The organism is Candidatus Symbiopectobacterium sp. NZEC135 (assembly GCF_025962695.1).
In genome coordinates this window covers 88,297-109,103 of sequence record NZ_JAGFPF010000007.1, presented here as the reverse complement: position 1 = coordinate 109,103, position 20,807 = coordinate 88,297, and the positions used below count along the sequence as shown (strand labels likewise).

The 20,807-nt window shown below is 54.4% G+C and carries 15 protein-coding genes; 7 read left to right on the top strand and 8 right to left on the bottom strand.

Annotated features, from left to right (window positions below; genetic code table 11):
* Nucleotides 1-6: 6 nt before the first annotated feature.
* From J5224_RS06515 to J5224_RS06490, 6 genes are all read right to left on the bottom strand, one after another.
* Nucleotides 7-255, bottom strand: a complete 249-nt coding sequence (locus tag J5224_RS06515) for a GlsB/YeaQ/YmgE family stress response membrane protein (protein ID WP_264624577.1) — start codon at nt 253-255, stop codon at nt 7-9.
* 132 nt (nt 256-387) lie between these two features.
* On the bottom strand, nt 388-1,065 hold the full coding sequence (narI, locus tag J5224_RS06510) for a respiratory nitrate reductase subunit gamma (RefSeq protein WP_264624576.1): 678 nt from the start codon (nt 1,063-1,065) through the stop codon (nt 388-390).
* Entirely contained in the window at nt 1,052-1,783 is a 732-nt protein-coding gene (gene narJ / locus J5224_RS06505; RefSeq protein ID WP_264624605.1) for a nitrate reductase molybdenum cofactor assembly chaperone, read from the bottom strand. Before narJ ends, narI begins: the two co-directional genes overlap by 14 nt.
* 2 nt (nt 1,784-1,785) lie before the next feature.
* On the bottom strand, nt 1,786-3,342 hold the full coding sequence (gene narH, locus J5224_RS06500) for a nitrate reductase subunit beta (protein WP_264624575.1): 1,557 nt from the start codon (nt 3,340-3,342) through the stop codon (nt 1,786-1,788).
* A complete protein-coding gene (locus J5224_RS06495; protein ID WP_264624574.1) occupies nt 3,342-7,115 on the bottom strand; it encodes a nitrate reductase subunit alpha in 3,774 nt (1,257 codons plus the stop codon). The genes narH and J5224_RS06495 overlap by 1 nt, the downstream gene beginning before the upstream one ends.
* Before the next feature lie 391 nt (nt 7,116-7,506).
* Nucleotides 7,507-8,907: a NarK family nitrate/nitrite MFS transporter gene (locus J5224_RS06490; protein ID WP_264624573.1), complete on the bottom strand. Its 1,401-nt coding sequence runs from the start codon at nt 8,905-8,907 to the stop codon at nt 7,507-7,509.
* Between the two features lie 416 nt (nt 8,908-9,323).
* Here J5224_RS06490 and narX point away from each other — a divergent pair, with 416 nt between their 5' ends.
* Together narX and narL are read left to right on the top strand one after the other, a co-directional pair.
* On the top strand, nt 9,324-11,135 hold the full coding sequence (gene narX, locus J5224_RS06485; RefSeq protein ID WP_264624572.1) for a nitrate/nitrite two-component system sensor histidine kinase NarX: 1,812 nt from the start codon (nt 9,324-9,326) through the stop codon (nt 11,133-11,135).
* Complete coding sequence (gene narL, locus J5224_RS06480; RefSeq protein ID WP_264624571.1) at nt 11,125-11,787, top strand: two-component system response regulator NarL; 663 nt, start codon at nt 11,125-11,127, stop codon at nt 11,785-11,787. Before narX ends, narL begins: the two co-directional genes overlap by 11 nt.
* A gap of 48 nt (nt 11,788-11,835) precedes the next feature.
* On the opposite strand, the gene J5224_RS06475 is transcribed toward narL, so the two are convergent.
* Nucleotides 11,836-12,624 (bottom strand): PhzF family phenazine biosynthesis protein, encoded by a 789-nt coding sequence (locus tag J5224_RS06475; protein WP_264624570.1) that lies wholly within the window; start codon nt 12,622-12,624, stop codon nt 11,836-11,838.
* Nucleotides 12,625-12,984: 360 nt separating this feature from the next.
* Between J5224_RS06475 and J5224_RS06470 the strand changes: the two genes are divergently transcribed.
* Both J5224_RS06470 and J5224_RS06465 read left to right on the top strand, forming a co-directional pair.
* Nucleotides 12,985-14,277, top strand: coding sequence for an acyltransferase family protein (locus J5224_RS06470; protein WP_264624569.1), 1,293 nt, complete (start codon nt 12,985-12,987; stop codon nt 14,275-14,277).
* A gap of 266 nt (nt 14,278-14,543) precedes the next feature.
* Nucleotides 14,544-15,590, top strand: a complete 1,047-nt coding sequence (locus tag J5224_RS06465; protein ID WP_264624568.1) for a DUF481 domain-containing protein — start codon at nt 14,544-14,546, stop codon at nt 15,588-15,590.
* A gap of 98 nt (nt 15,591-15,688) precedes the next feature.
* On the opposite strand, the gene J5224_RS06460 is transcribed toward J5224_RS06465, so the two are convergent.
* Nucleotides 15,689-16,387: a gamma-glutamylcyclotransferase gene (locus tag J5224_RS06460; protein ID WP_264624567.1), complete on the bottom strand. Its 699-nt coding sequence runs from the start codon at nt 16,385-16,387 to the stop codon at nt 15,689-15,691.
* Between the two features lie 308 nt (nt 16,388-16,695).
* On the opposite strand from J5224_RS06460, the gene J5224_RS06455 reads away from it, so the two are divergent.
* From J5224_RS06455 to dauA, 3 genes are all read left to right on the top strand, one after another.
* The gene (locus tag J5224_RS06455) at nt 16,696-17,526 is read left to right on the top strand and encodes a siderophore-interacting protein (RefSeq protein WP_264624566.1); all 831 of its coding nucleotides are present in this window, start codon (nt 16,696-16,698) and stop codon (nt 17,524-17,526) included.
* A gap of 299 nt (nt 17,527-17,825) precedes the next feature.
* Entirely contained in the window at nt 17,826-18,926 is a 1,101-nt protein-coding gene (gene chaA, locus J5224_RS06450; RefSeq protein WP_264624565.1) for a sodium-potassium/proton antiporter ChaA, read from the top strand.
* A 152-nt stretch (nt 18,927-19,078) separates the two neighbouring features.
* Complete coding sequence (gene dauA / locus J5224_RS06445; RefSeq protein WP_264624564.1) at nt 19,079-20,779, top strand: C4-dicarboxylic acid transporter DauA; 1,701 nt, start codon at nt 19,079-19,081, stop codon at nt 20,777-20,779.
* Nucleotides 20,780-20,807: the final 28 nt, after the last annotated feature.

The following is a 20,807-nucleotide window of genomic DNA, read 5'->3' as shown; positions in this document are numbered from 1 at the left end:
CTGCAATTACGTGCGAATTTTACGGTACACCAGCAGCACCACCAGCGCACCAATCACGGCAACGCAGAAACTGCCGACATTGAAACCGTCCACGCGGCCAAACCCAAAGAAGGTGCTGATATAACCGCCCACCACCGCGCCAACGATGCCGAGCAACACCGTAATGATAAATCCGCCACCGTCTTTTCCCGGCATGATCCACTTTGCCAAAATACCCGCGATCAGCCCAAAGATAATCCAGGACAAGATACCCATAACCACCTCATATTTTACCGATGAATACACTTAATCAATAACCTGCATGCCTGTACGATGATGCTGGTGAACTAAGTATAGGCAAAAAAAACCCGCTGCAAGGCAGCGGGATGAGATGTCAGGAGGATCAGATTAACGGCGGTTACGCACCAACTGATAACGACGCGTGAGATATTCTACCGGCGCGCTCCAGATGTGTACCAAGCGACAGAATGGGAACAGCACAAACAGAGTTAACCCCAGCACAATGTGCAGTTTAAACACCCAGGCAACGCCCTCCAGGTGCGCTGATGCGCCACCGTGGAAGGTCACGATCGACTGCGCCCAGCCGACCAGCTTCATCATTTCGCTGCCGTCCATGTGCTGCGCGGAAAACGGAATGGTCAATAACCCCAATCCGGCCTGAATCACCAACAGCGACAGGATAAGAATATCGCCAACGCTCGACGTCGCGCGGATGCGCGGATTGGTGAGGCGGCGTTTGAGCAGCAAAATGCCGCCCACAAACGTCAGTACACCGGCCGATCCGCCACCAAGCATCGCCATTTTTTGTTTCACTTCAATGGGCAAAAAGGCTTCGTACATCCAATGCGGCGTCAGCATTCCCAAAAAGTGACCGGCAAAAATCCCCAAAATCCCGAGATGAAACAGGTTCGAGGCCAACCGCATGCCTTTTTTGTCGAGCATCTGGCTGGAACCGGCACGCCATGAATACTGCCCGTAGTCATAACGCAGCCAGCTTCCCACCAGGAACACCGTACCGGCCAGATAAGGGTAAATATCAAACAACAGCATATTAACGTAGTGCATGGTTTTTTCCTCCGGCAGGTTGTGCATCAAGATCCAGATACTGGGGTGCTACCGCGCCCGCAAAGCGGCGCTGGTGCGCGGTCTGCTGCGCACTGTCGCACCCTTTATCTGCAAAGAACTTCACCTGCTCTTCTTCCCATACCGCATCCAACGCCTGCGGCGTGTCGTCACGGGCCTCATCTGCCACTTTATATGTGACATCGTCACTTTTTAATGCGCTACCAGAAAGCGCCAGCAACACGTCAAACAACAGGGCATAATCACTGTCACGCTGCTGTAAACGCGCACCGAGCAACGCCAGGATGGGCGCGACATCCAGTAACCCTGCGCGACTTTCTGCTGGCCCCAACCGCGAGAGGTATTCCAGGTAGAGCGGCAGAAAATCCGGCAGTTCGCGGCAATCAAGTTCAAGGCCGGCAGCCTGATAATGCTGCATCAGGTCCACCATCGCCTGACCACGATCGCGCGATTCACCGTGCACATGTTCGAACAACAGCAGCGATGTCGCCCGGCCCCGGTCGAACAGCGCGCAGTATTCGGCCTGTTTATCCAGCAGATCCTGCGCACACTGTTGTCGGATAAACTGTGCCAATTGCTCGCGCAGCGGCAAGGACAGCGTGTCGTCCTGTGCCAGCGCTTCAATCAACTCCTGATGATGCGCCCACAGTTCTCCATCGGGATAATCGAGCAAGCGGGCGATAATGCGTAACGTCATCATCATCAATCCCCCTGCATCACTTTGCTGTTCATGTCACGCGTTTTGCTGGTGACATCAATGGCATCAATGCGTTTGCTGTTAAACAGGTTGAATTTGCTGTCGCTGCCGTGACAACCATCACCGAAGCTGAAACCGCATCCTTTGCTTTCCGGAAAGGCATCACGCGCCAGTTCACGGTGGCTGGACGGCACCACAAAGCGATCTTCATAGTTGGCAATCGCCAGATAGCGGTACATTTCCTGGGCCTGGGCTTCGGTCAATCCCACCTGCTCCAGCGCGCGGGTATCGGTCACCCCTTCTACGGTTTCTGCACGCTTAAAGTGGCGCATCGCCAGCATACGTTTCAGCGCCAGCAGCACCGGCGCAGTGTCACCGGCCGTTAGCAGATTGGCCAGATACTGCACCGGAATACGCAGACTTTCCACGTCCGGCAGGACACCGCTGTGTGCCAGCGCGCCCGCATCGGCGGCAGACTGAATCGGCGACAATGGCGGTACGTACCACACCATGGGTAACGTGCGATATTCCGGGTGCAGCGGCAGCGCCAGCTTCCACTCCATTGCCATTTTATAGACCGGCGATTGCTGAGCGGCTTCGATAACCCCACGCGGCACGCCGTCTTTCAGCGCCTGAGCGATCACGGCAGGATCGTTCGGGTCGAGGAACACCTCAAGCTGACGCTGGTAGAGATCCTGCTCATTTTCCGTGGCCGCCGCTTCAGCGATGCGATCGGCGTCATACAGCAGCACGCCGAGATAACGAATGCGCCCGACACAGGTTTCTGAACAGATGGTCGGCTGTCCACTTTCGATACGCGGGTAGCAGAAAATGCATTTCTCTGATTTGCCGCTTTTCCAGTTGAAGTAGATTTTTTTGTACGGGCAACCGGTCAGGCACATGCGCCAGCCGCGACATTTATCCTGATCGATCAGCACAATGCCATCTTCGCCCCGTTTGTAAATCGCACCACTCGGGCAAGTCGCGACACAGGCAGGGTTCAGGCAGTGTTCACACAGCCTAGGCAAATACATCATGAAGGTGTTTTCGAACTGGCCGTACATCTCCTTTTGCATATGCTCAAAGTTTTTATCTTTGGCACGCCGGCTAAACTCACCGCCCAGATCGTCTTCCCAGTTTGGCCCCATTTCGATTTTCTTCATGCGCTGACCGGTAATCAGCGAACGCGGGCGCGCTATCGGCTGGTGCTTCCCTTCCGGCGCTTTGCGCAGGTTTTCATAGTCGTAGTCAAACGGCTCATAATAGTCATCGATTTGCGGCACATCCGGGTTGGCGAAAATCTTGGACAGCACGCTAACGCGGTTGCCCATGCGCGGTTCCAGTTTGCCGCTGATTTTACGGATCCAGCCGCCTTTCCATTTTTCCTGATCTTCCCAAGCGTGGGGATAGCCCACACCCGGTTTGGTTTCGACGTTGTTGAACCAGGCGTATTCCATCCCTTCACGGCTGGTCCAGACGTTTTTACAGGTGACAGAGCAGGTATGGCAGCCGATGCATTTGTCCAGATTCAGCACCATGCCCACTTGTGAACGAATTTTCATCAGACTTTCTCCTGCGCAGTCAGTGTACGGGCTACGGGCTGTTCGTAATCCTGGCCTTCATCATCCAGCCAATCGATACGCTTCATTTTGCGAACCACCACGAACTCATCGCGGTTACACCCAACCGTGCCGTAGTAGTTAAAGCCATAGGCTAACTGCGCATAGCCACCGATCATGTGCGTGGGTTTCGGTGTAATACGCGTCACCGAGTTGTGAATACCGCCGCGCTGTGCCGTGATCTCCGAGCCGGGCAAGTTCACGATACGCTCCTGGGCGTGGTACATCATGGTCATGCCGGCCGGTACGCGCTGGCTCACCACCGCCCGCGCCGTCAATGCGCCGTTGGTGTTGAAGGCTTCCACCCAGTCGTTGTCCACAATGCCCAGATCCCGTGCATCATCCTCGCTCAGCCAGATAACCGGCCCACCGCGCCCCAACGTCAGCATCAGCAGGTTGTCGCTGTAGGTGGAGTGAATACCCCACTTCTGGTGCGGCGTCAGGAAGTTGAGCGGTTTCTCAGGGTTGCCGTTCGGTTTCTGGTTCATCACTGGTGCCACCGCGCGGGTATCCACTGGCGGACGGTACACCAGCAGGCTTTCGCCAAAGGCGCGCATCCATTCATGATCCTGATACAGTTGCTGGCGGCCTGACAGCGTGCGCCAAGGAATCAGCTCGTGCACGTTGGTGTAGCAGGCGTTGTAGGAGACATGCTCATCTTCCAAACCTGACCAAGTCGGGCTGGAGATGATTTTGCGCGGTTGAGCCTGAATATCACGGAAGCGGATTTTTTCATCTTCCTTGTTCAGCGCCAAATGCGCGTGGTCACGACCGGTAAATTTGCTCAACGCCTCCCAGGCTTTTACCGCCACCTGACCGTTGGTTTCCGGTGCCAGCGTCAGGATCATTTCTGCCGCGTCAATAGCAGTGTCAATTTTCGGACGTCCTGCCGCTGCACCTTCAGCCTTGGTGTAGTTGAGTTTTTTCAGGAAATCGACTTCAGTTTGCGTATTCCAACCAATGCCTTTACCACCGTTACCCAGCTTGTCCAGCAACGGGCCCACCGAGGTGAAGCGTTCGTAAAGGTTCGGATAATCGCGTTCTACCACCATCAGGTGCGGCGCAGTTTTGCCGGGGATGAGATCGCACTCGCCTTTTTTCCAGTCATCCACACCGAACGGTTGCGCCAACTCAGCGGCGGAATCGTGTTGGATCGGCAGCGTCACCAGATCGTTTTCTACGCCGAGGTGCCCGTGACAAAGGCTGGAGAACGTTTTGGCGATGCCTTTGTAGATTTCCCAATCGCTCTTGGCGTCCCAGGCAGGATCGACAGCGGCTGACAGCGGATGAATAAACGGATGCATATCCGAGGTATTCATGTCGTCTTTTTCGTACCAGGTGGCCGTCGGCAACACAATATCGGAATAGAGACAGGTGCTGGACATGCGGAAATCCAGCGTCACCACCAGATCCAGCTTGCCTTCACCGCCCTGCGCCTGCCACTCCACCTCTTCCGGCATCACGCCGCCCTGTTTACCGAGATCCTGACCTTGCAGGCCGTGTTCGGTGCCGAGCAGGTATTTGAGCATGTATTCGTGCCCTTTACCGGATGAGCCCAGCAGGTTGGAGCGCCAGATAAACAGGTTGCGCGGGAAGTTTTGCGGGTTGTCCGGCTGTTCAGCGGCAAACGCGATAGTGCCCGCTTTCAGCGCCTGCGCGGCATACTCTTGCGGCGTCATGCCCGCTTGTTGCGCGCTGGCGGCAATACTGAGCGGGTTCACGTTCAACTGCGGCGCAGAAGGCAGCCAGCCCATGCGTTCGGCACGCACGTTAAAATCGATCATGCTGCCGGTAAAACGGGATTTATCCGCCAGCGGCGACAGGAATTCCTGTGGTGCTACCGTTTCGTAGCGCCACTGGCTGGAGTGGTTGTAGAAAAAGGAGGTGCTGTTCATGTGGCGCGGCGGGCGCTGCCAGTCCAGGCCGAATGCTAACGGTGTCCAACCGGTTTGCGGACGCAGTTTTTCCTGACCGACATAGTGCGCCCAACCGCCACCGCTTTGGCCGACGCAACCGCAGAACACCAGCATGTTGATCAAACCGCGGTAATTCATGTCCATGTGGTACCAGTGGTTGATACCGGCACCCACGATAATCATTGAGCGCCCGTGCGTCTTGTCGGCGTTATCCGCAAATTCGCGGGCAATACGCACGATGTTATGGCGCGAAACACCGGTGATCTGTTCGGCCCACGCCGGGCTATAGGCTTTCACCTCATCGTAGTCACGGGCGCAGTTTTCATCGTTCAGTCCGCGATCCAAGCCATAATTCGCCAGCGTCAGATCGTAAACGCTGGCAACCAGCGCTTCGCTGCCATCAGCCAGCGTCAGACGTTTTACCGGCAGTTTATGGCGCAACACGTCGTCGAGTGCGACACTGCTGAAGTGCTCGCTTGGCAACCCGCCGAAGTACGGGAAGCCAACGTCCGCCACCTCATCGTGTACGCCCAGCAGGCTTAAGCGCAGTTGTACTTCTTCGCCACTGACGCCGTCGCGCTGCTCCAGGTTCCATTTGCCCTGATCGCCCCAACGGTAGCCAATGGAGCCTTGCGGCGCAGTGAGATTTCCACTCTGCTCATCAATCGCCACCGTTTTCCACTGCGGGTGATTCTCCTGACCGAGATTGTCCAGCAAATCGGACGCGCGCAGCATGCGACCTGCCGCGTAGTAACCCGCTTCACGCGGCTCCAGCAGCACCAGCATCGGCATGTCGGTATAGCGGCGCACATAGTCAGTGAAATAGCGGCTTGGGTTGTCCAGATGAAACTCTTTGAGGATCACATGCCCCATCGCCAGCGCCATGGCGCTGTCGGTGCCCTGTTTCGGATTCAGCCATTGGTCACACAGTTTGGCAATTTCGGCATAATCCGGCGTGACAGCCACGGTTTTGGTGCCCTTGTAACGCACTTCAGCAAAGAAGTGCGCATCCGGGGTACGCGTTTGCGGCACGTTGGAACCCCAGGCGATGATGTACGACGAGTTGTACCAGTCGGCGGATTCCGGCACGTCGGTCTGTTCGCCCCAGGTTTGCGGCGACGCCGGCGGTAAATCGCAATACCAGTCGTAGAAGCTCAGGCAGACACCGCCAAGCAACGAGAGGTAGCGCGCCCCCGCCGCATAAGACACCATCGACATCGCCGGGATTGGCGAGAAGCCGATAATGCGGTCGGGTCCAAAGGTTTTGGCGGTGTACACGTTGGAGGCGGCGATCAGTTCGTTGACCTCGTTCCAGTCTGAACGCACAAAACCACCGCGACCGCGGATTTTCTTGTAGTAGGCGGTTTTTTCCGGGTCAGTCACGATCGACGCCCAAGCATCGACCGGATCGGGATGTGCCAGTTTGGCTTCGCGCCACAGCTTGAGCAGGCGCTTGCGCATCATCGGGTACTTCAGGCGGTTCGCGCTGTAGAGATACCAGGAGTAGCTGGCACCGCGTGGGCAGCCGCGCGGTTCATGGTTCGGCAGGTCCGGGCGGGTACGAGGATAGTCGGTCTGCTGCGTTTCCCAGGTGACCAGACCATTTTTCACATAGATTTTCCAACTGCACGATCCGGTGCAGTTGACGCCGTGCGTTGAGCGTACCACTTTATCGTGCTGCCAACGGCTACGGTAACCGTCTTCCCAATCCCGGTTGGTATTGAGCGTTTGACCGTGCCCATCTGCAAAGGGCTCGGCTAATTGTTTAAAGTAACGTAACCGGTCAAGAAATTTGCTCATCCGGACTCTCCTGCTGCGAAGCCTGCTGGCTTCTGTCGTTATGAATGCGCGTAGCCGATACAGTGTGTTGCCTACGGCACATTGCTCCAATTGGCGCTAGGGTAACGACCTGAGACGGGTTCAAAATTGATGCCGATCAAGCTCCTCCGGAGTACCAAACGGCACTATCGAACGAAATACCACCAAGGGATTATGAAAATAGAAACTGATATCTATATGAAAAATATAGATATTAATAACCTTTATACCCAAAGGGATAACGATGATTTCCGCTCGTGACTATTTGGAGGTAGGTAGAGTGGTGAGGGGCGAATAATGAGCAAAACACGGCGCCATTCGGCGCCGTGTTGATCGGAAGCGAGAGGGAAACTGATGAGCAGGCTATCTGCTGCTATTTTTGCACTTTGCGTCCATAGAACAGCCAGGTAACCAGCACGCACACCACATAACACAGGATAAACACTTTTATTGCCCCCGCCGGCGAACCGGTCAGCTCGAGCGACGTGCCGAACGCTTTGGGGATAAAGAAGCCACCGATGGCGCCAATGGCAGAGATAAAGCCAAGCGCGGCGGCGGAATCCGTTGCCGCTTCACGCAGCGCATCGTCATCGCTGCCGCCGCGCGCTTTAACGCGCTCTGCGGTCAAACGACGGAAAATCACGGCAATCATCTGGAAGGTCGATCCACTGCCTAACCCTGCGGTGAGGAACAGCAGCATAAACAGCCCGAAGAACACAGCAAAACTGCCCGCATGACCATCCGCCGCCAGCGACAGATAGAGCAATACCGAGAATAGCGCCATCAGGATAAAGTTGATCAAGGTGACGCGTACACCGCCAAAACGGTCGGACAGCATGCCTCCTACTGGTCGCGCTAATGCTCCGAGCAGAGGGCCAAAAAAGGCGTAGTGCAGGATAACGATATCGGGAAATTGGGTTTTAGCGAGCATGGCAAACCCTGCGGAGAACCCAATAAACGAACCAAAGGTGGAGAGGTAAAGAAAACTGAGAACCCACAAATGCATGCGTTTGAGCACTGGCAACTGCTGACGGATTGAGGCTTTGGTGGTGCTCAGATCGTTCATGCCAAACCAGGCCGCCAGTGATGCCACCAGCAGGAACGGCACCCAAATCCAGGCAGCGCGGTATAACCACACGGTACTGCCATCCGCCTGCGCTACACCACCGGTCGAGCCAAGTAGTGGCAAGAAAATGACCAGCGGCACCAGAATTTGCATCACGCTGACACCCAGATTGCCCAATCCCCCATTCAACCCCAACGCACCACCCTGCCTGGCTTTAGGGAAAAAGAAACTGATGTTCGCCATGCTGGAGGCAAAGTTTGCCCCGGCAAAGCCGCACAGCAAGGAGATGGTGACAAAGGTGTGATACGGCGTTTGCGTATCCTGCACCACAAACCCCAGCCACAGGCACGGGATCACCAAAATGAGGGTACTCAGGGTAGTCCAACGTCGTCCACCAAAGAGGGGGATGACAAAGGAGTACGGTACGCGCAGCAGCGCACCGGACACCGAGGGCAACGCGGTTAATAAAAACAGCTGATCCGTCGAGAAGTGAAAACCCACTTTATTCAGATTAACGGCCACGGTGCTAAACAGCATCCAGACACAGAAAGAGAGCAATAAGCAGGGGATAGAAATCCACAGGTTGCGGGTAGCGATACGCTGCCCCTGCCGTTGCCAGAAATCGGGGTCTTCTGGATACCACTCCCCTATAGTCGCGTTAAGCGGCTTTCTCGTAGGATCATTTTTTGTTGTAGTAGGCTGCGTCATAAAAACCTCAGTGAGTAAAAACTCGGTATATAACCCTGAGGAAATAACAGGGTATTCAGGGCGAAACATGAGGGATGCCAGTGTAAATAAAATTGATATGAATCAACGCACTGTCAGGTAAAAAACGCACCTCTAACGCCACCCACCACCTTGTGAGTAACCCTGAGTTAAAAAATAAAAACCACGAATTCAGCCCGTTAACGTAGCTTCAAACGCAACTACTCCCAGTAATGCCCCGCGATGGATATTTGTGGGTACTTATTAAGGGGTATAGGGTTATAGCAGAGGATGGTGAAGAATGCAGACCTATCAGATACCGTTCGCTTTGTCGCTCTATTTCGCCACAAAGCACACGTGCAAAAACAGGACATTCGTTGAACAACAATGTGAGCGAAGGATGGCGACGTGGAGTTCTCATGGTTAGACGCCTTTTGCTGCCACTGTCCCTGACACATCAGGTCGCGATGCTGATGCTGTTACTCGGACTACTCGGTATTGCGGGTATGGCCATATCCAGTTGGATGTCGCAGAACATTCAAGGGAATGCCCACGCCATCAATAAAGCGGGTTCCTTGCGCATGCAGAGCTATCGCCTGCTCTCCATGGTGCCGTTATCCAACAGCAGCCACATTTACCTGGACGATCTCGAACGTGATGAAGCCAACAGCGATTTACAGCAGGCGGTACGGCGCGAAGGGTTAAGCGAACCGTTTTCGCAACTGCGCTCGTTCTGGCAAACCCAGCTGCGTCCCCAGTTGCAGCAGGCGTCTCGTCCAGACGACGCCGCCAGCGATGTTGCTGCCTTCGTCGCACAGTTGGATGCACTGGTATCCGCCATCGATCACAGCACCGAAGAACGCATTGCACTGGTCACCAAAATCCAACGCCTGTTTATCGCGCTGATGGGGATCGTGCTGCTGGCAACCATTCTCTATTTGCGTCACCGCTTGCTCACACCACTGCGCAAGCTGGTCGCTATGGCGCAAGCCATCGGCCACGGTGATTTTAGCGAACGAGTCAGCCTCTCCGGCAAAGATGAAATGAGCACGCTGGCGCAAGCGTTGAACAGCATGTCGGATGAACTTTCCGCCATCTACCACCAGTTGGAACAACGCGTGGCGGAACAGACCACCCGCTTGCGTCAGAAAAACGATACCCTGTCCTTTCTGTATCGCGCCAGCCGTCGCTTGCATACCAACGCGCCACTTTGCAGCAGGGTGATGCCCATTCTTAACGAATTGCCCGCGCTAACCCCGCTGAAGAATATCCAACTGCGACTCTATGAGAGTAATAATCAGGAGCAGTTTCATCAGTTCAGTCATGAAGCGCCTTACGATGCGGCACGTTGTCCCGACGCCAGTTGCCAGAGTTGCGGTTTATACAGCAACGCGAACAGTGCCAGCGGTGAGCCGGTATTTTGGACGCTGCACGATCAACACCATCAATACGGCATGGTGCTGGCCACACGAGCCAGTGAATGCGAACTGAACCCCGACCAACAGCAGTTGCTGAATACCCTGTTGGGTCAGCTCACCAGTACATTGGCGCTGGAACGACAATCGGAACACCAGCAGCAGTTGATCCTCATGGAAGAGCGTGCGGCAATTGCGCGCGAATTGCATGATTCACTGGCACAATCGCTCTCGTGCCTGAAAATTCATGTCAGTTGCATTCAGATGCAAGGCGGGAACCTGTCGGATGAGGTACGCAGCCAGTTGACGGAAATGCGTGATGAGTTGAACACCGCCTACCGCCAACTGCGCGAGTTGTTGACCACCTTTCGGCTTCAACTCAACGAATCCGGTCTGTTGGCCGCACTACGCGCCACCGTTGAAGAATATGAAAAACGGTTGGGATTCCGCTTACGTTTGCATTATCAGTTGCCACCACAAGCGGTATCGGCCCATCAGGGTATCCATGTCCTGCAAATCGTGCGTGAGGCGCTGAGTAATATCTACAAACATGCGCAGGCGAGTGAGGTGGACATTACGCTGGTGTGGCGCGAAAAACGTATCGAATTGACCGTTCGTGATAACGGGGTCGGCATCGTTCAGGATAGCCAGCGCACCAATCATTACGGTTTGATTATCATGCGGGACCGCGCACACAGCCTGCACGGAGAGTGCGTCATTGCGCGCCATCAGGATGGTGGAACGCAGGTGAAAGTGACATTTGACGCAGAAAACCGCTACCGACCAGAATTAACAGGAGAACACCATGACGAATGAAGTGCCAAACGATGATAGCGCGACCCTTTTATTGATCGACGACCACCCGATGTTGCGCAATGGCGTAAAGCAGTTGCTCAGCATGGTGCCCGGTTTGCGCGTCGTGGGTGAAGCCAGCGACGGGGAACAGGGTGTGATACTGGCGGCAGAGTTAGACCCAGACCTGATTTTGCTGGATTTGAACATGCCCGGCATGAACGGATTAGAGACGCTGGTGCGTTTGCGAGAAAAAGCGCTGTCTGGCCGCGTTGTGGTGTTTAGCGTTTCCGATCATGAAGATGACGTGGTGAGCGCCTTGAAAAACGGAGCAGATGGCTACTTGCTTAAAGACATGGAACCGGAAGATCTGTTGGCCTCATTGCATCAGGCGGCATCGGGGAAGATGGTATTGAGCGAAACCCTGATGCCCATCCTCGCCGCCAGCCTGCGGGAAAATCGTCAGGGGAGCGATCGCAGCATTCAGCAGTTGACGCCGCGTGAGCGCGATATTCTGAAACTGCTGGCACAAGGGCTTGCCAATAAGGTAATAGCACGCAAGCTTTCCATCACGGAAAGTACCGTAAAAGTGCACGTTAAGCATCTGCTGAAAAAAATGAAGCTGAAATCGCGTGTGGAAGCGGCAGTATGGGTACTGCAAGAGAAAATATTTTAATTGCCGGGCGTCGCCCTAAGCGCTATCCCGGCAGCGTCGCGTTGGCGGTTAGCGCAAGGTGATCTTGCCTTCCAGATAGGTGACCGCCTGACCGCTAATCAGCACCCGATCGCCTTGCCATTGGCAATGCAAATCGCCGCCACGGGCAGAAACCTGACGTGCACGCATCGTGGTTTTTCCCAAACGATCGTGCCAGTAGGGAATCAACATGCTGTGCGCCGAACCAGTGACCGGATCTTCGGCAACAGCTTCTCCCGGGCAGAAAAAGCGGCTGACAAAATCATAGTCATCCCCCGGTGCTGTCACGCACACCATTTTGCCTAGGGGCTTCATTGCGTGAATATCTGGCGTTAACGCTTCGACCTGTTGTTGGTTTTCCAGCACCACCAGATAATCGCGCGCCGCACGCACCTCAACCGCGTCGTCGATCCCTAAACAGCGCCACAGCAGCGCGGGCGGCGTGACTGGTTCTGCCTGCCAGGCAGGGAAATCGAGCGTCAAACCGGCGTCACTGCGCGTGACCGTCAGTTCCCCGACGAAACGGGTTGAGAAGCGGATGGAATCTTCCGCGTACCCGATAGCCGTGAAAATCACATGCGCGGCCGCCAGCGTGGCGTGCCCACACAGGTTGATTTCGCCCTGCGTGGTAAACCAGCGTAACGCAAAGCCCTGTTCGGTGGGCACAAAAAAGGCCGTTTCCGATTGGTTATGTTGGCGCGCCATCTGCAACAAACGTTCATCGGGCAACCATGCCGTCAATGGGCATACCGCTGCCGCATTGCCACCAAACGTGTGCTGTGTGAACGCATCGACCAAATAAAAATCCACGGTTAACATTGTTACTCCTTGATTGCCAGGCTGCTTAGCGCCGTTCTGTAAAATGTGATAGCCCTATAAACATTACCATTATTCATGTATTCAATCGGATTTCGTTCACGGAGAAACCTGCATACCGGTGACCAATGAAAGCCTGCCTTCCTTAAAAAACTTTACTTTTCTTTTCAGTTGGTTAAATAACATCATGAATAGTAAACCATTCCTAAACGATAGTGGTACTTATCGTCATAATCCTACTTATTCCTGCCAGTAACTTCGCTAAACTCACATTAAGAGTCATTTTTTTGCTATTTGCCACAGTAATGATTTTCGACGCCTTCTGGCGTAATGCGCATTGCTGCTCGGCACAGAGGGACAATCATGATCAAGCCGCGAACAGAACGCTTTATCGGACTGGAATGGCTGCGTTTTCTGCTCGGCTGCTATGTGATGATCTATCACACTGCCCATGTTTATCCCCAGATAAAACGTGTGCCTTTTTTAAGTGAACTGACCAGCATGGGTTTTTTCGCCACCAGCACCTTTTTCGTGCTGTCCGGTTTTTTGCTGGCCCACGTTTATATTCGCGGTGGACAACTGCGCGAACCTGCCCGCCATTTTTGGGCCAAACGTCTGTTCACCCTTTATCCCATCCATATCATGGCGCTGCTCGCCTCCATCGCCGTGGTCACCCTGATGCAATGGCTGGCGGTACCACCGGAAGGCCAGGTCGCTAGCGCACGCTTTGTCATTTATGACACCAATGAGCCGAATGTCGATCCGGAAACCCTACGTCATTACATGACCAATGCCCAATTGCTGTTCAACGGCCTGCTGCAAGTGTTTATGCTGCAAGCATGGAACCCCTATTTTCTGACGTTCAATGCTCCACTCTGGTCACTCTCAACGCTATTTTTCTTCTATTTGCTGTTTCCTGCGCTGGGCCCACGCTTACTTAACAGTCGTCACCTCTGGCTGTGGCTTGGCGTTGTTTGTCTGCTCTATTTGATACCACCTGCCTGGGTTATTTGGAAGCAGCAGTTTGGTATGCCCTACACCGGTTTACTGCAACGCGGGCCTATTTTTCGTTTGCCGGAATTTTTAGCAGGGATTTTAGGCTATGCGCTCTTCCGCCATTATCGCGATCGCGCCAGAATACCGCTGACCCGCGGCCAACGTAACGGCGTTGCCGCGTTCATTCTGCTGAATTTCATTGCGGGTGCCTGGTTATTCACCAATGGCGAAGCCTACTGGTATTTCTTGTTGCACAACGGGCTGCTGCTGCCCGCCCAGGTGGGATTAGTGTGTCTGAGCGCGCTGGCACGTGATCCGAATAGCCATTGGCTGCGCCATTGGTCACCGCGATTGGGTGCCGCATCACTCTCTATTTTTGCGTTACATGTTCCGCTGTTTAACCTGTTCCGAACGCTGGAGCAGTTGTTGCGTGGCGATCCTATGGCCTGCTTTAGCGATTGGGAACAGTGTGCCGTGGCCGCCGGGAACGTGCAGCTTTCACTGCCAGGCTATGGCCTATTTTTGCTGGCAACCGTGGTTATCTGCTTACTGTTCCAGGAGCACATTGTGACGCGAGTACGCCAATTTCTCACCACGCGTTTTTTGCCGCGTAAGGCGCGTCCAGAGAGAGGTCTGCGCAAGCCACAACAAACGGCGTGATATCCCTCCCCCCTCTTCGCACCAGCGGGCGGAGCTGGGGGGGAGAACGCCTGCGTGGAAGGGGATTTTGATCGGGTTATAGCGCTTAATCATCATTGATATGTTTTATAACAATTTAGATTCTAACGAATCGCAGTTTAATTGTAGAGCCAGATCACATTTCCTGTTACTGTTTGCAAGGCCGAAATTAACGGCTCAACTGCTTTAGCCAGCGCCATTGGCAGCATTATTCATCAACGACTTCCACTGTATTATCTCCCAAAAAAATGACACATACTAAACGCGCACTATCTTCCCTGGGGTTGGCCTTTGCTCTGGCAACGGCTGGCACGTCTGCAAGCTACGCCGATACTGTCTGGCTCAACAACGGGGACAAAATTACCGGGAAAATTACGCTGCTTGACGGCGGAAAACTGTTTATCACCACGGATTATGCAGGCTCCGTTTCTGTTGCCTGGGATCAGGTCAAAACCTTTGAATCCGACCACGGGTTAGTGATTCAGGGCGAACGCTATGAAAACGGCGTGCTGTATCCGAACCTGAAAGCGGGTGAAACCCGTTCCGTCGTCGGCGCGCCAGCCGGTGCAGGTCAAGGTGAACAAACGCTGGCGCTGACCAATATCAAATCCATCGTTGCCGCGAAACCGTTGGTCACTGACTTCTCTTGGAAAGGTAACATCGACGCAGGGATGTCACACAAGAAAAGCTCTACCGAAACAGAAAACTACGACGTAAACCTCGATACGCGGATGCGCCACGGCACCTGGCGTCACAACGTGGATGCGACTTACCACGAAGCCACCGAGAATGATGTGCGCAGCACCAAGAATGCCTCCGGTGAATACGCACTGGATAAATTTCTTGATGAGCAATGGTTCGTCCAGTCCCGTTACTACTACAAACGCGACTGGATCGAGAACATCAAGGTCAACCGCTCGTTCGGTCTTGGTCCCGGTTACCAGTTCTGGGACAATGATTTAGGCGCGTTCTCTCTGACGTCTCTGGTCAACAGCCAAACCTTTACCTATCAGAATGAAGCGGAAGGCAAAGAAGACAACTTCTACTCTGCCGGTCTGAAATGGGCCTATAACCGCTATCTGTACAGTAAAACTATTGAAGCCTTCACCAACGGTGAAGTTGGGCGTTCATTCGATGGTACTGCACCCATCTATTTGAAAGCGGAAGGCGGCTTGCGCTTCAAGTTGACCGACTGGTCTTCATTGAGTATGCGCGTGGTGCGCACCCGCATCGAAAGTAATCAAGGGAATGTGGACGATACCATGTATACGCTGGGCCTTGGCGTAGGCTGGTAATCCGATTCGTCGCCATTGGCTGATGTATTACGGTCAATGGCGACGCGGTACGATGTTGTTCGATGCTGTATTAACTAACGCTAAGCGGATTAACGCAGCTAAACGCCCCACCAGTCCCCCTGCTGTGGATGTGCCTGCTTCGCCTGCTCCTGTAGCTCTCGCACCCGCTGTGCCAGCGCCGTTAAGCATTCATCGGTCATACCGTGTTTATTGAGCGCCTCTTCCAGTGCAAACAGATACTGTGCGTTGGTTCCCAGCGGACCGCTGGCTTTGGCAATCAAGGGAGCAACACGGTGTATGCAGGTATCCGCTTCAATCAGCGGATGCTGCTCTTGCGAAACAAACACCAGCGCCGTGAGTGTCTCGCCGTTTTGGCAGTGCAGATCGCACCATTCCGGGCGGTAGCAACCGGTGATCATCTCGCGCTTCCACAGCAGTTCCAGATCTTCACGCAGTGAGGCCTCCGGCAAACGAAATGCCATCCCCGTCGTTTTCCCACCGGGCGTTAATGCCAGCATGCGGCCCGGTTGCGCTGCCGTACCGCGCCCTGCCGTAAGGCGCAGGCAAAATGCACGCTGCCAGCCTGAAAGTGTGGCCAAACGGGCTTCCTCCGGGGTAAATACCGGATTCCACATCAGCGAGCCATAACCAAAAACCCACACCGGGCTATCAGGGCGACGCGATAGCGTCTGGTTCAGGGAGTCCGCTCGCTGCGAAGGCGTGAGCAACAAGTTTTCTTCGATACAACCAAAAGACGTACCACAATCAGCCTTTTGTAAAAAATCGCGTGTTAACAATACCTTAAAACCCCCAACAGCCAATAACCTAACGATAACCGCCGCGTTCTTTCTAACAAAAACAGCGTAACTGCTTAAATTTTCTGCAACTCGTGCCAGAATATGCCATTTTTTGTGTGGCAATCAAGCTTGATCTTAATCACAAAGGGTTAATGTAACGCTGGAATCGTAACAAAAAAGGATGGACCGCGTTTTTTTAGCCAAGCGTGCTTTTTACCTGTTACTAAAATGATAATCACTATCATCAACATGCTATGATGTTGTCCATCAAATCAATAATGATATCGGCTGAATGATGGAGAAATTTAATGGCTCATCCGACAGGTTTTCGCCCAGCCCAACCCCGATTAATCCAGGTTAAACGCATCACCGATCTCTCACCGCACCTGCGCTGCATCACCTTTCACAGCGACACACTGCACGACTACCCGGCTGACGGACGACATGCTGCGCATATCAAACTGTTTTTAGCGCGTCCCGGCCAGAAAGCGCCTACGTTACCCACAGTGGGTGAGCGAGGTCCGCAATGGCCTGAAGGCGAAGCGCGCCCTGTCGTGCGCACGTATACTATTTATGCCTTCCGACCCGAATTGGGCGAAGTCGATGTTGCCTTTGCCCTGCACGACCACGGCGGACCCGCCGTCACGTTTGCCCGCAACGCGCAGCCCGGAGACAGCATAGGCATAACTCAACCGGGTGGTCCGCACCCGATGCTGCCTGCGTCCAGCGCCTATTATCTGGCAGGCGACCCCTCTTCGCTGCCCGCTATTGCGGCGTTGCTCGGTGCGCTGCCCCCCGATGCCACTGGCCATGCCGTTATCCGCATCGACAGCGAGGCCGATCGTCTGCCAATGACCGCCCCCAGTGGCCTCAGCGTGCATTGGGTGGTCGGCTCGACCGCTAGCACGGATACGTTGTTGCAACAGTTCCACGCTGTGACGCGCGATATTGATGCCAGCCGCGCATTTTTCTGGCTGGCGGGTGAAGACCGTATCGTGGTGCAACTGCGCCGTTACGTGCGCAGAGAACTCAAAGCTGAGAGAAATCAGCTTTACGCTGTGCCATATTGGCGTGAAGGGTTAAACGAAGAGGATTATCACCCGAAACGTCATGATGTTATGGATAATCCGGATGACTGATCGGGATAAATTTCACTAGCCACATCAATACAGTGGAGAGAAAACTGCATAATTCTCTTCACTTTCCCTCTTTTTTCCACCAAGAATGTAAAATTACTTAAAATCTCCCGTCTGCTGCGCGCATTCTGCTAATCTGCTTCTGTTTTTTAGGCTATAAATATTTATAAGCCACTTTTTCCGCAACGTCACACCCTTGCACATGGATTGCCATCGCTACCCACCTGGCACCAGTGAAGAGAACAATAAGGCGTGCGGCACTGCTAGTGAGATTCAATACTTTTGATAAGGAGCCACCTGCCATGAAGTCGCACACCGAGGTGATCAAAACGCGTCACCACGAATATTCCCTGATCTTCCCCATTATCGCGCTGTTTGTGTTGTTGCAATGGAGCGATGCACAAAACCTGATGGCTATCCTTGGCATCAACTTTATTGCGCTGGTGGGCATTCTCGCCAGCGCCTTTAGCGTCGTGCGTCATGCTGACGTGTTAGCCCACCGGCTGGGCGAACCCTACGGCTCACTGATCCTCAGTCTCTCGGTTGTCATTCTGGAAGTGAGCCTGATCTCTGCGCTGATGGCCACGGGCGATGCCGGCCCAGACCTGATGCGTGATACGCTTTACTCCATCATTATGATCGTCAGCGGCGGCCTGGTCGGGTTTGCCTTACTGTTAGGCGGTCGGAAATTTGCCACGCAGCACGTCAATTTGATTGGTATCAAACAGTACCTGATGGCCATTTTTCCGCTGGCAATTATCGTGCTAGTTTTCCCTACCTCACTGCCGGGCGGCAACTTCACCACCGGACAAGCGCTGATTATCGCCCTCATTTCCGCCGCCATGTACGGCGTGTTTCTCCTGATCCAAACGCGCACGCACCAGAGCCTGTTTATCTACGAACATGAAGATGAAAGCGACGACGGCGACCCGCACCATGGCAAACCCTCTGCTCACAGTTCGTTGTGGCACACCGCCTGGCTGCTGGTTCATTTGGTGGCGGTGATCAGTATCACCAAAATGGACTCCGCGCCGCTTAATGCGCTGCTGACACGCATGAATGCCCCAGAACAGTTCACGGGCTTTCTGGTGGCACTGCTTATTCTCTCTCCAGAGGGACTTGGCGCCATCAAAGCGGTACTGCGCAATCAGGTGCAGCGTGCCATGAACCTGTTTTTCGGGTCGGTGCTCGCCACCATTTCACTGACCGTGCCAGCCGTTACCGTCATTGCCAGCCTAACGGGTAATACGCTTAATTTCGGTCTGGAGATGCCAAGCATCGTCGTCATGGTCTCAGTGTTGATGTTGTGTCATATTTCGTTCTCAACAGGCAGGACCAACGTGTTGAACGGTAGTGCACATTTAGCGCTATTTGCAGCATATTTGATGACAATAATGCTGTGATCCTACGGGAAAGCCCTGATTTTACGTCAGGGCAGCCTGCATTTTGATGTAAGTCTTAACACTCTTCGCTTAACAGGCGTATCCTACACTTCACTTATCGACGACGGGCCAACGGCCCGCCATTTTTTTGTTCTTTTTTGGTCTGACATAAGATGAAAACGCATGGAGTAAGCGGGGTTACGCCTTTTAGCGCGCTGATCGCCGCCTGTTGGCGCGAAAAATATACCGCACAACGTTTGGTTCACGACATTATCGCGGGCATCACCGTAGGGATTATTGCCATTCCACTGGCAATGGCGCTGGCGATTGCCAGCGGTGTTCCACCGCAGTACGGGCTATACACCTCGGCAATTGCCGGGATTGTCATTGCGGTAACCGGAGGGTCACGCTACAGCGTTTCCGGCCCGACGGCAGCCTTCGTGGTGATTCTTTATCCCGTTTCCCAGCAGTTTGGCCTCTCTGGTTTGCTGGTAGCCACACTGCTTTCCGGGGTGTTTTTGGTGTTGATGGGCGTCTGCCGCTTTGGACGCCTGATTGAATATATCCCGCTGTCAGTAACGTTGGGGTTTACCTCGGGCATCGGCATCACCATTGCCACCATGCAGATTAAGGATCTGTTTGGTCTGCACCTGACCACCGTGCCGGAGCACTATATCGAAAAGGTGGTGGCGCTGGCACAGGCGCTCCCCACGCTGACGCAGGCTGACACACTGATCGGTCTGACTACGCTGGCAGTGTTGGTTTTTTGGCCCAAACTGGGCATCCGCTTGCCGGGCCACTTGCCTGCGCTGCTGGCGGGTGTTGCTGTCATGGGGATCATGTCGTTAATGGGGCATGATGTCGCCACCATCGGCTCCCGCTTTAGTTATATGCTGGCTGATGGCTCACAGGGTCAGGGCATTCCGCCTATTCTGCCGCAGTGGGTGCTACCGTGGAACGTGTCCGCCGCCGGTGAACCGGCGATGACGCTCAATTGGGAGAGCATTTCTGCCCTGCTCCCTGCGGCATTTTCCATGGCGATGCTCGGCGCCATCGAATCACTGCTGTGCGCGGTGGTGCTGGACGGCATGACCGGCAAAAAACACAACTCCAATGCCGAATTGATGGGGCAAGGCTTCGGTAATCTGGTCGCGCCGTTCTTTGGCGGCATTACCGCCACCGCGGCTATCGCGCGCTCCGCCGCCAACGTGCGCGCCGGGGCTACGTCCCCCGTTTCAGCGGTGGTGCACGCGCTGTTGGTGCTGCTGGCGCTTTTAGTGCTGGCCCCCTGGCTCTCTTATTTGCCATTGGCTGCCATGGCGGCCCTGCTGCTGATCGTCGCCTGGAACATGAGCGAAGCCCATAAAGTGGTTGATTTGCTGCGTCACGGCCCCAAGGATGACATCATTGTCATGCTGCTTTGCATGTCACTGACCGTGCTGTTTGATATGGTAATTGCGATTACGGTGGGGATAGTGTTGGCGTCGCTGCTGTTTATGCGCCGCATCGCCCAAATGACCCGGCTTAGCGAACGCCCGGAAACCTCGGCGCCGACGCGGCTGGTCCTGCGGGTGAACGGCCCACTGTTTTTCGCCGCCGCGGAGCGCATTTTTAACGACATTCTGCAACGCAGTGAGGATTATCAGACCATCATTCTGCAATGGGATGCGGTGCCGATTCTGGACGCCGGAGGACTGAATGCATTCTTGCGTTTCAGCGATGCATTACCCGCTGACAAACAGCTGTTAATCACCGATATTCCATTCCAACCGCTGAAAACGTTGGCACGCGCCAATGTGCATCCCATTGCGGGACGCCGCACGTTTTATCCCACGCTGGCGCAAGCGTTGGAAGCAACGCAGTCTACCGATTAATCTGATCCCCCATCGGGCCGCGCAAGCG

Bases quoted from the DNA above. Each gene is read 5' to 3' on its own strand.
- J5224_RS06515 (WP_264624577.1), bottom strand. From the start codon at position 255: ATGGGTATCTTGTCCTGGATTATCTTTGGGCTGATCGCGGGTATTTTG.
- narI (WP_264624576.1), bottom strand. From the start codon at position 1,065: ATGCACTACGTTAATATGCTGTTGTTTGATATTTACCCTTATCTGGCC.
- narJ (WP_264624605.1), bottom strand. From the start codon at position 1,783: ATGATGACGTTACGCATTATCGCCCGCTTGCTCGATTATCCCGATGGA.
- narH (WP_264624575.1), bottom strand. From the start codon at position 3,342: ATGAAAATTCGTTCACAAGTGGGCATGGTGCTGAATCTGGACAAATGC.
- J5224_RS06495 (WP_264624574.1), bottom strand. From the start codon at position 7,115: ATGAGCAAATTTCTTGACCGGTTACGTTACTTTAAACAATTAGCCGAG.
- J5224_RS06490 (WP_264624573.1), bottom strand. From the start codon at position 8,907: ATGACGCAGCCTACTACAACAAAAAATGATCCTACGAGAAAGCCGCTT.
- narX (WP_264624572.1), top strand. From the start codon at position 9,324: ATGGTTAGACGCCTTTTGCTGCCACTGTCCCTGACACATCAGGTCGCG.
- narL (WP_264624571.1), top strand. From the start codon at position 11,125: ATGACGAATGAAGTGCCAAACGATGATAGCGCGACCCTTTTATTGATC.
- J5224_RS06475 (WP_264624570.1), bottom strand. From the start codon at position 12,624: ATGTTAACCGTGGATTTTTATTTGGTCGATGCGTTCACACAGCACACG.
- J5224_RS06470 (WP_264624569.1), top strand. From the start codon at position 12,985: ATGATCAAGCCGCGAACAGAACGCTTTATCGGACTGGAATGGCTGCGT.
- J5224_RS06465 (WP_264624568.1), top strand. From the start codon at position 14,544: ATGACACATACTAAACGCGCACTATCTTCCCTGGGGTTGGCCTTTGCT.
- J5224_RS06455 (WP_264624566.1), top strand. From the start codon at position 16,696: ATGGCTCATCCGACAGGTTTTCGCCCAGCCCAACCCCGATTAATCCAG.
- chaA (WP_264624565.1), top strand. From the start codon at position 17,826: ATGAAGTCGCACACCGAGGTGATCAAAACGCGTCACCACGAATATTCC.
- dauA (WP_264624564.1), top strand. From the start codon at position 19,079: ATGAAAACGCATGGAGTAAGCGGGGTTACGCCTTTTAGCGCGCTGATC.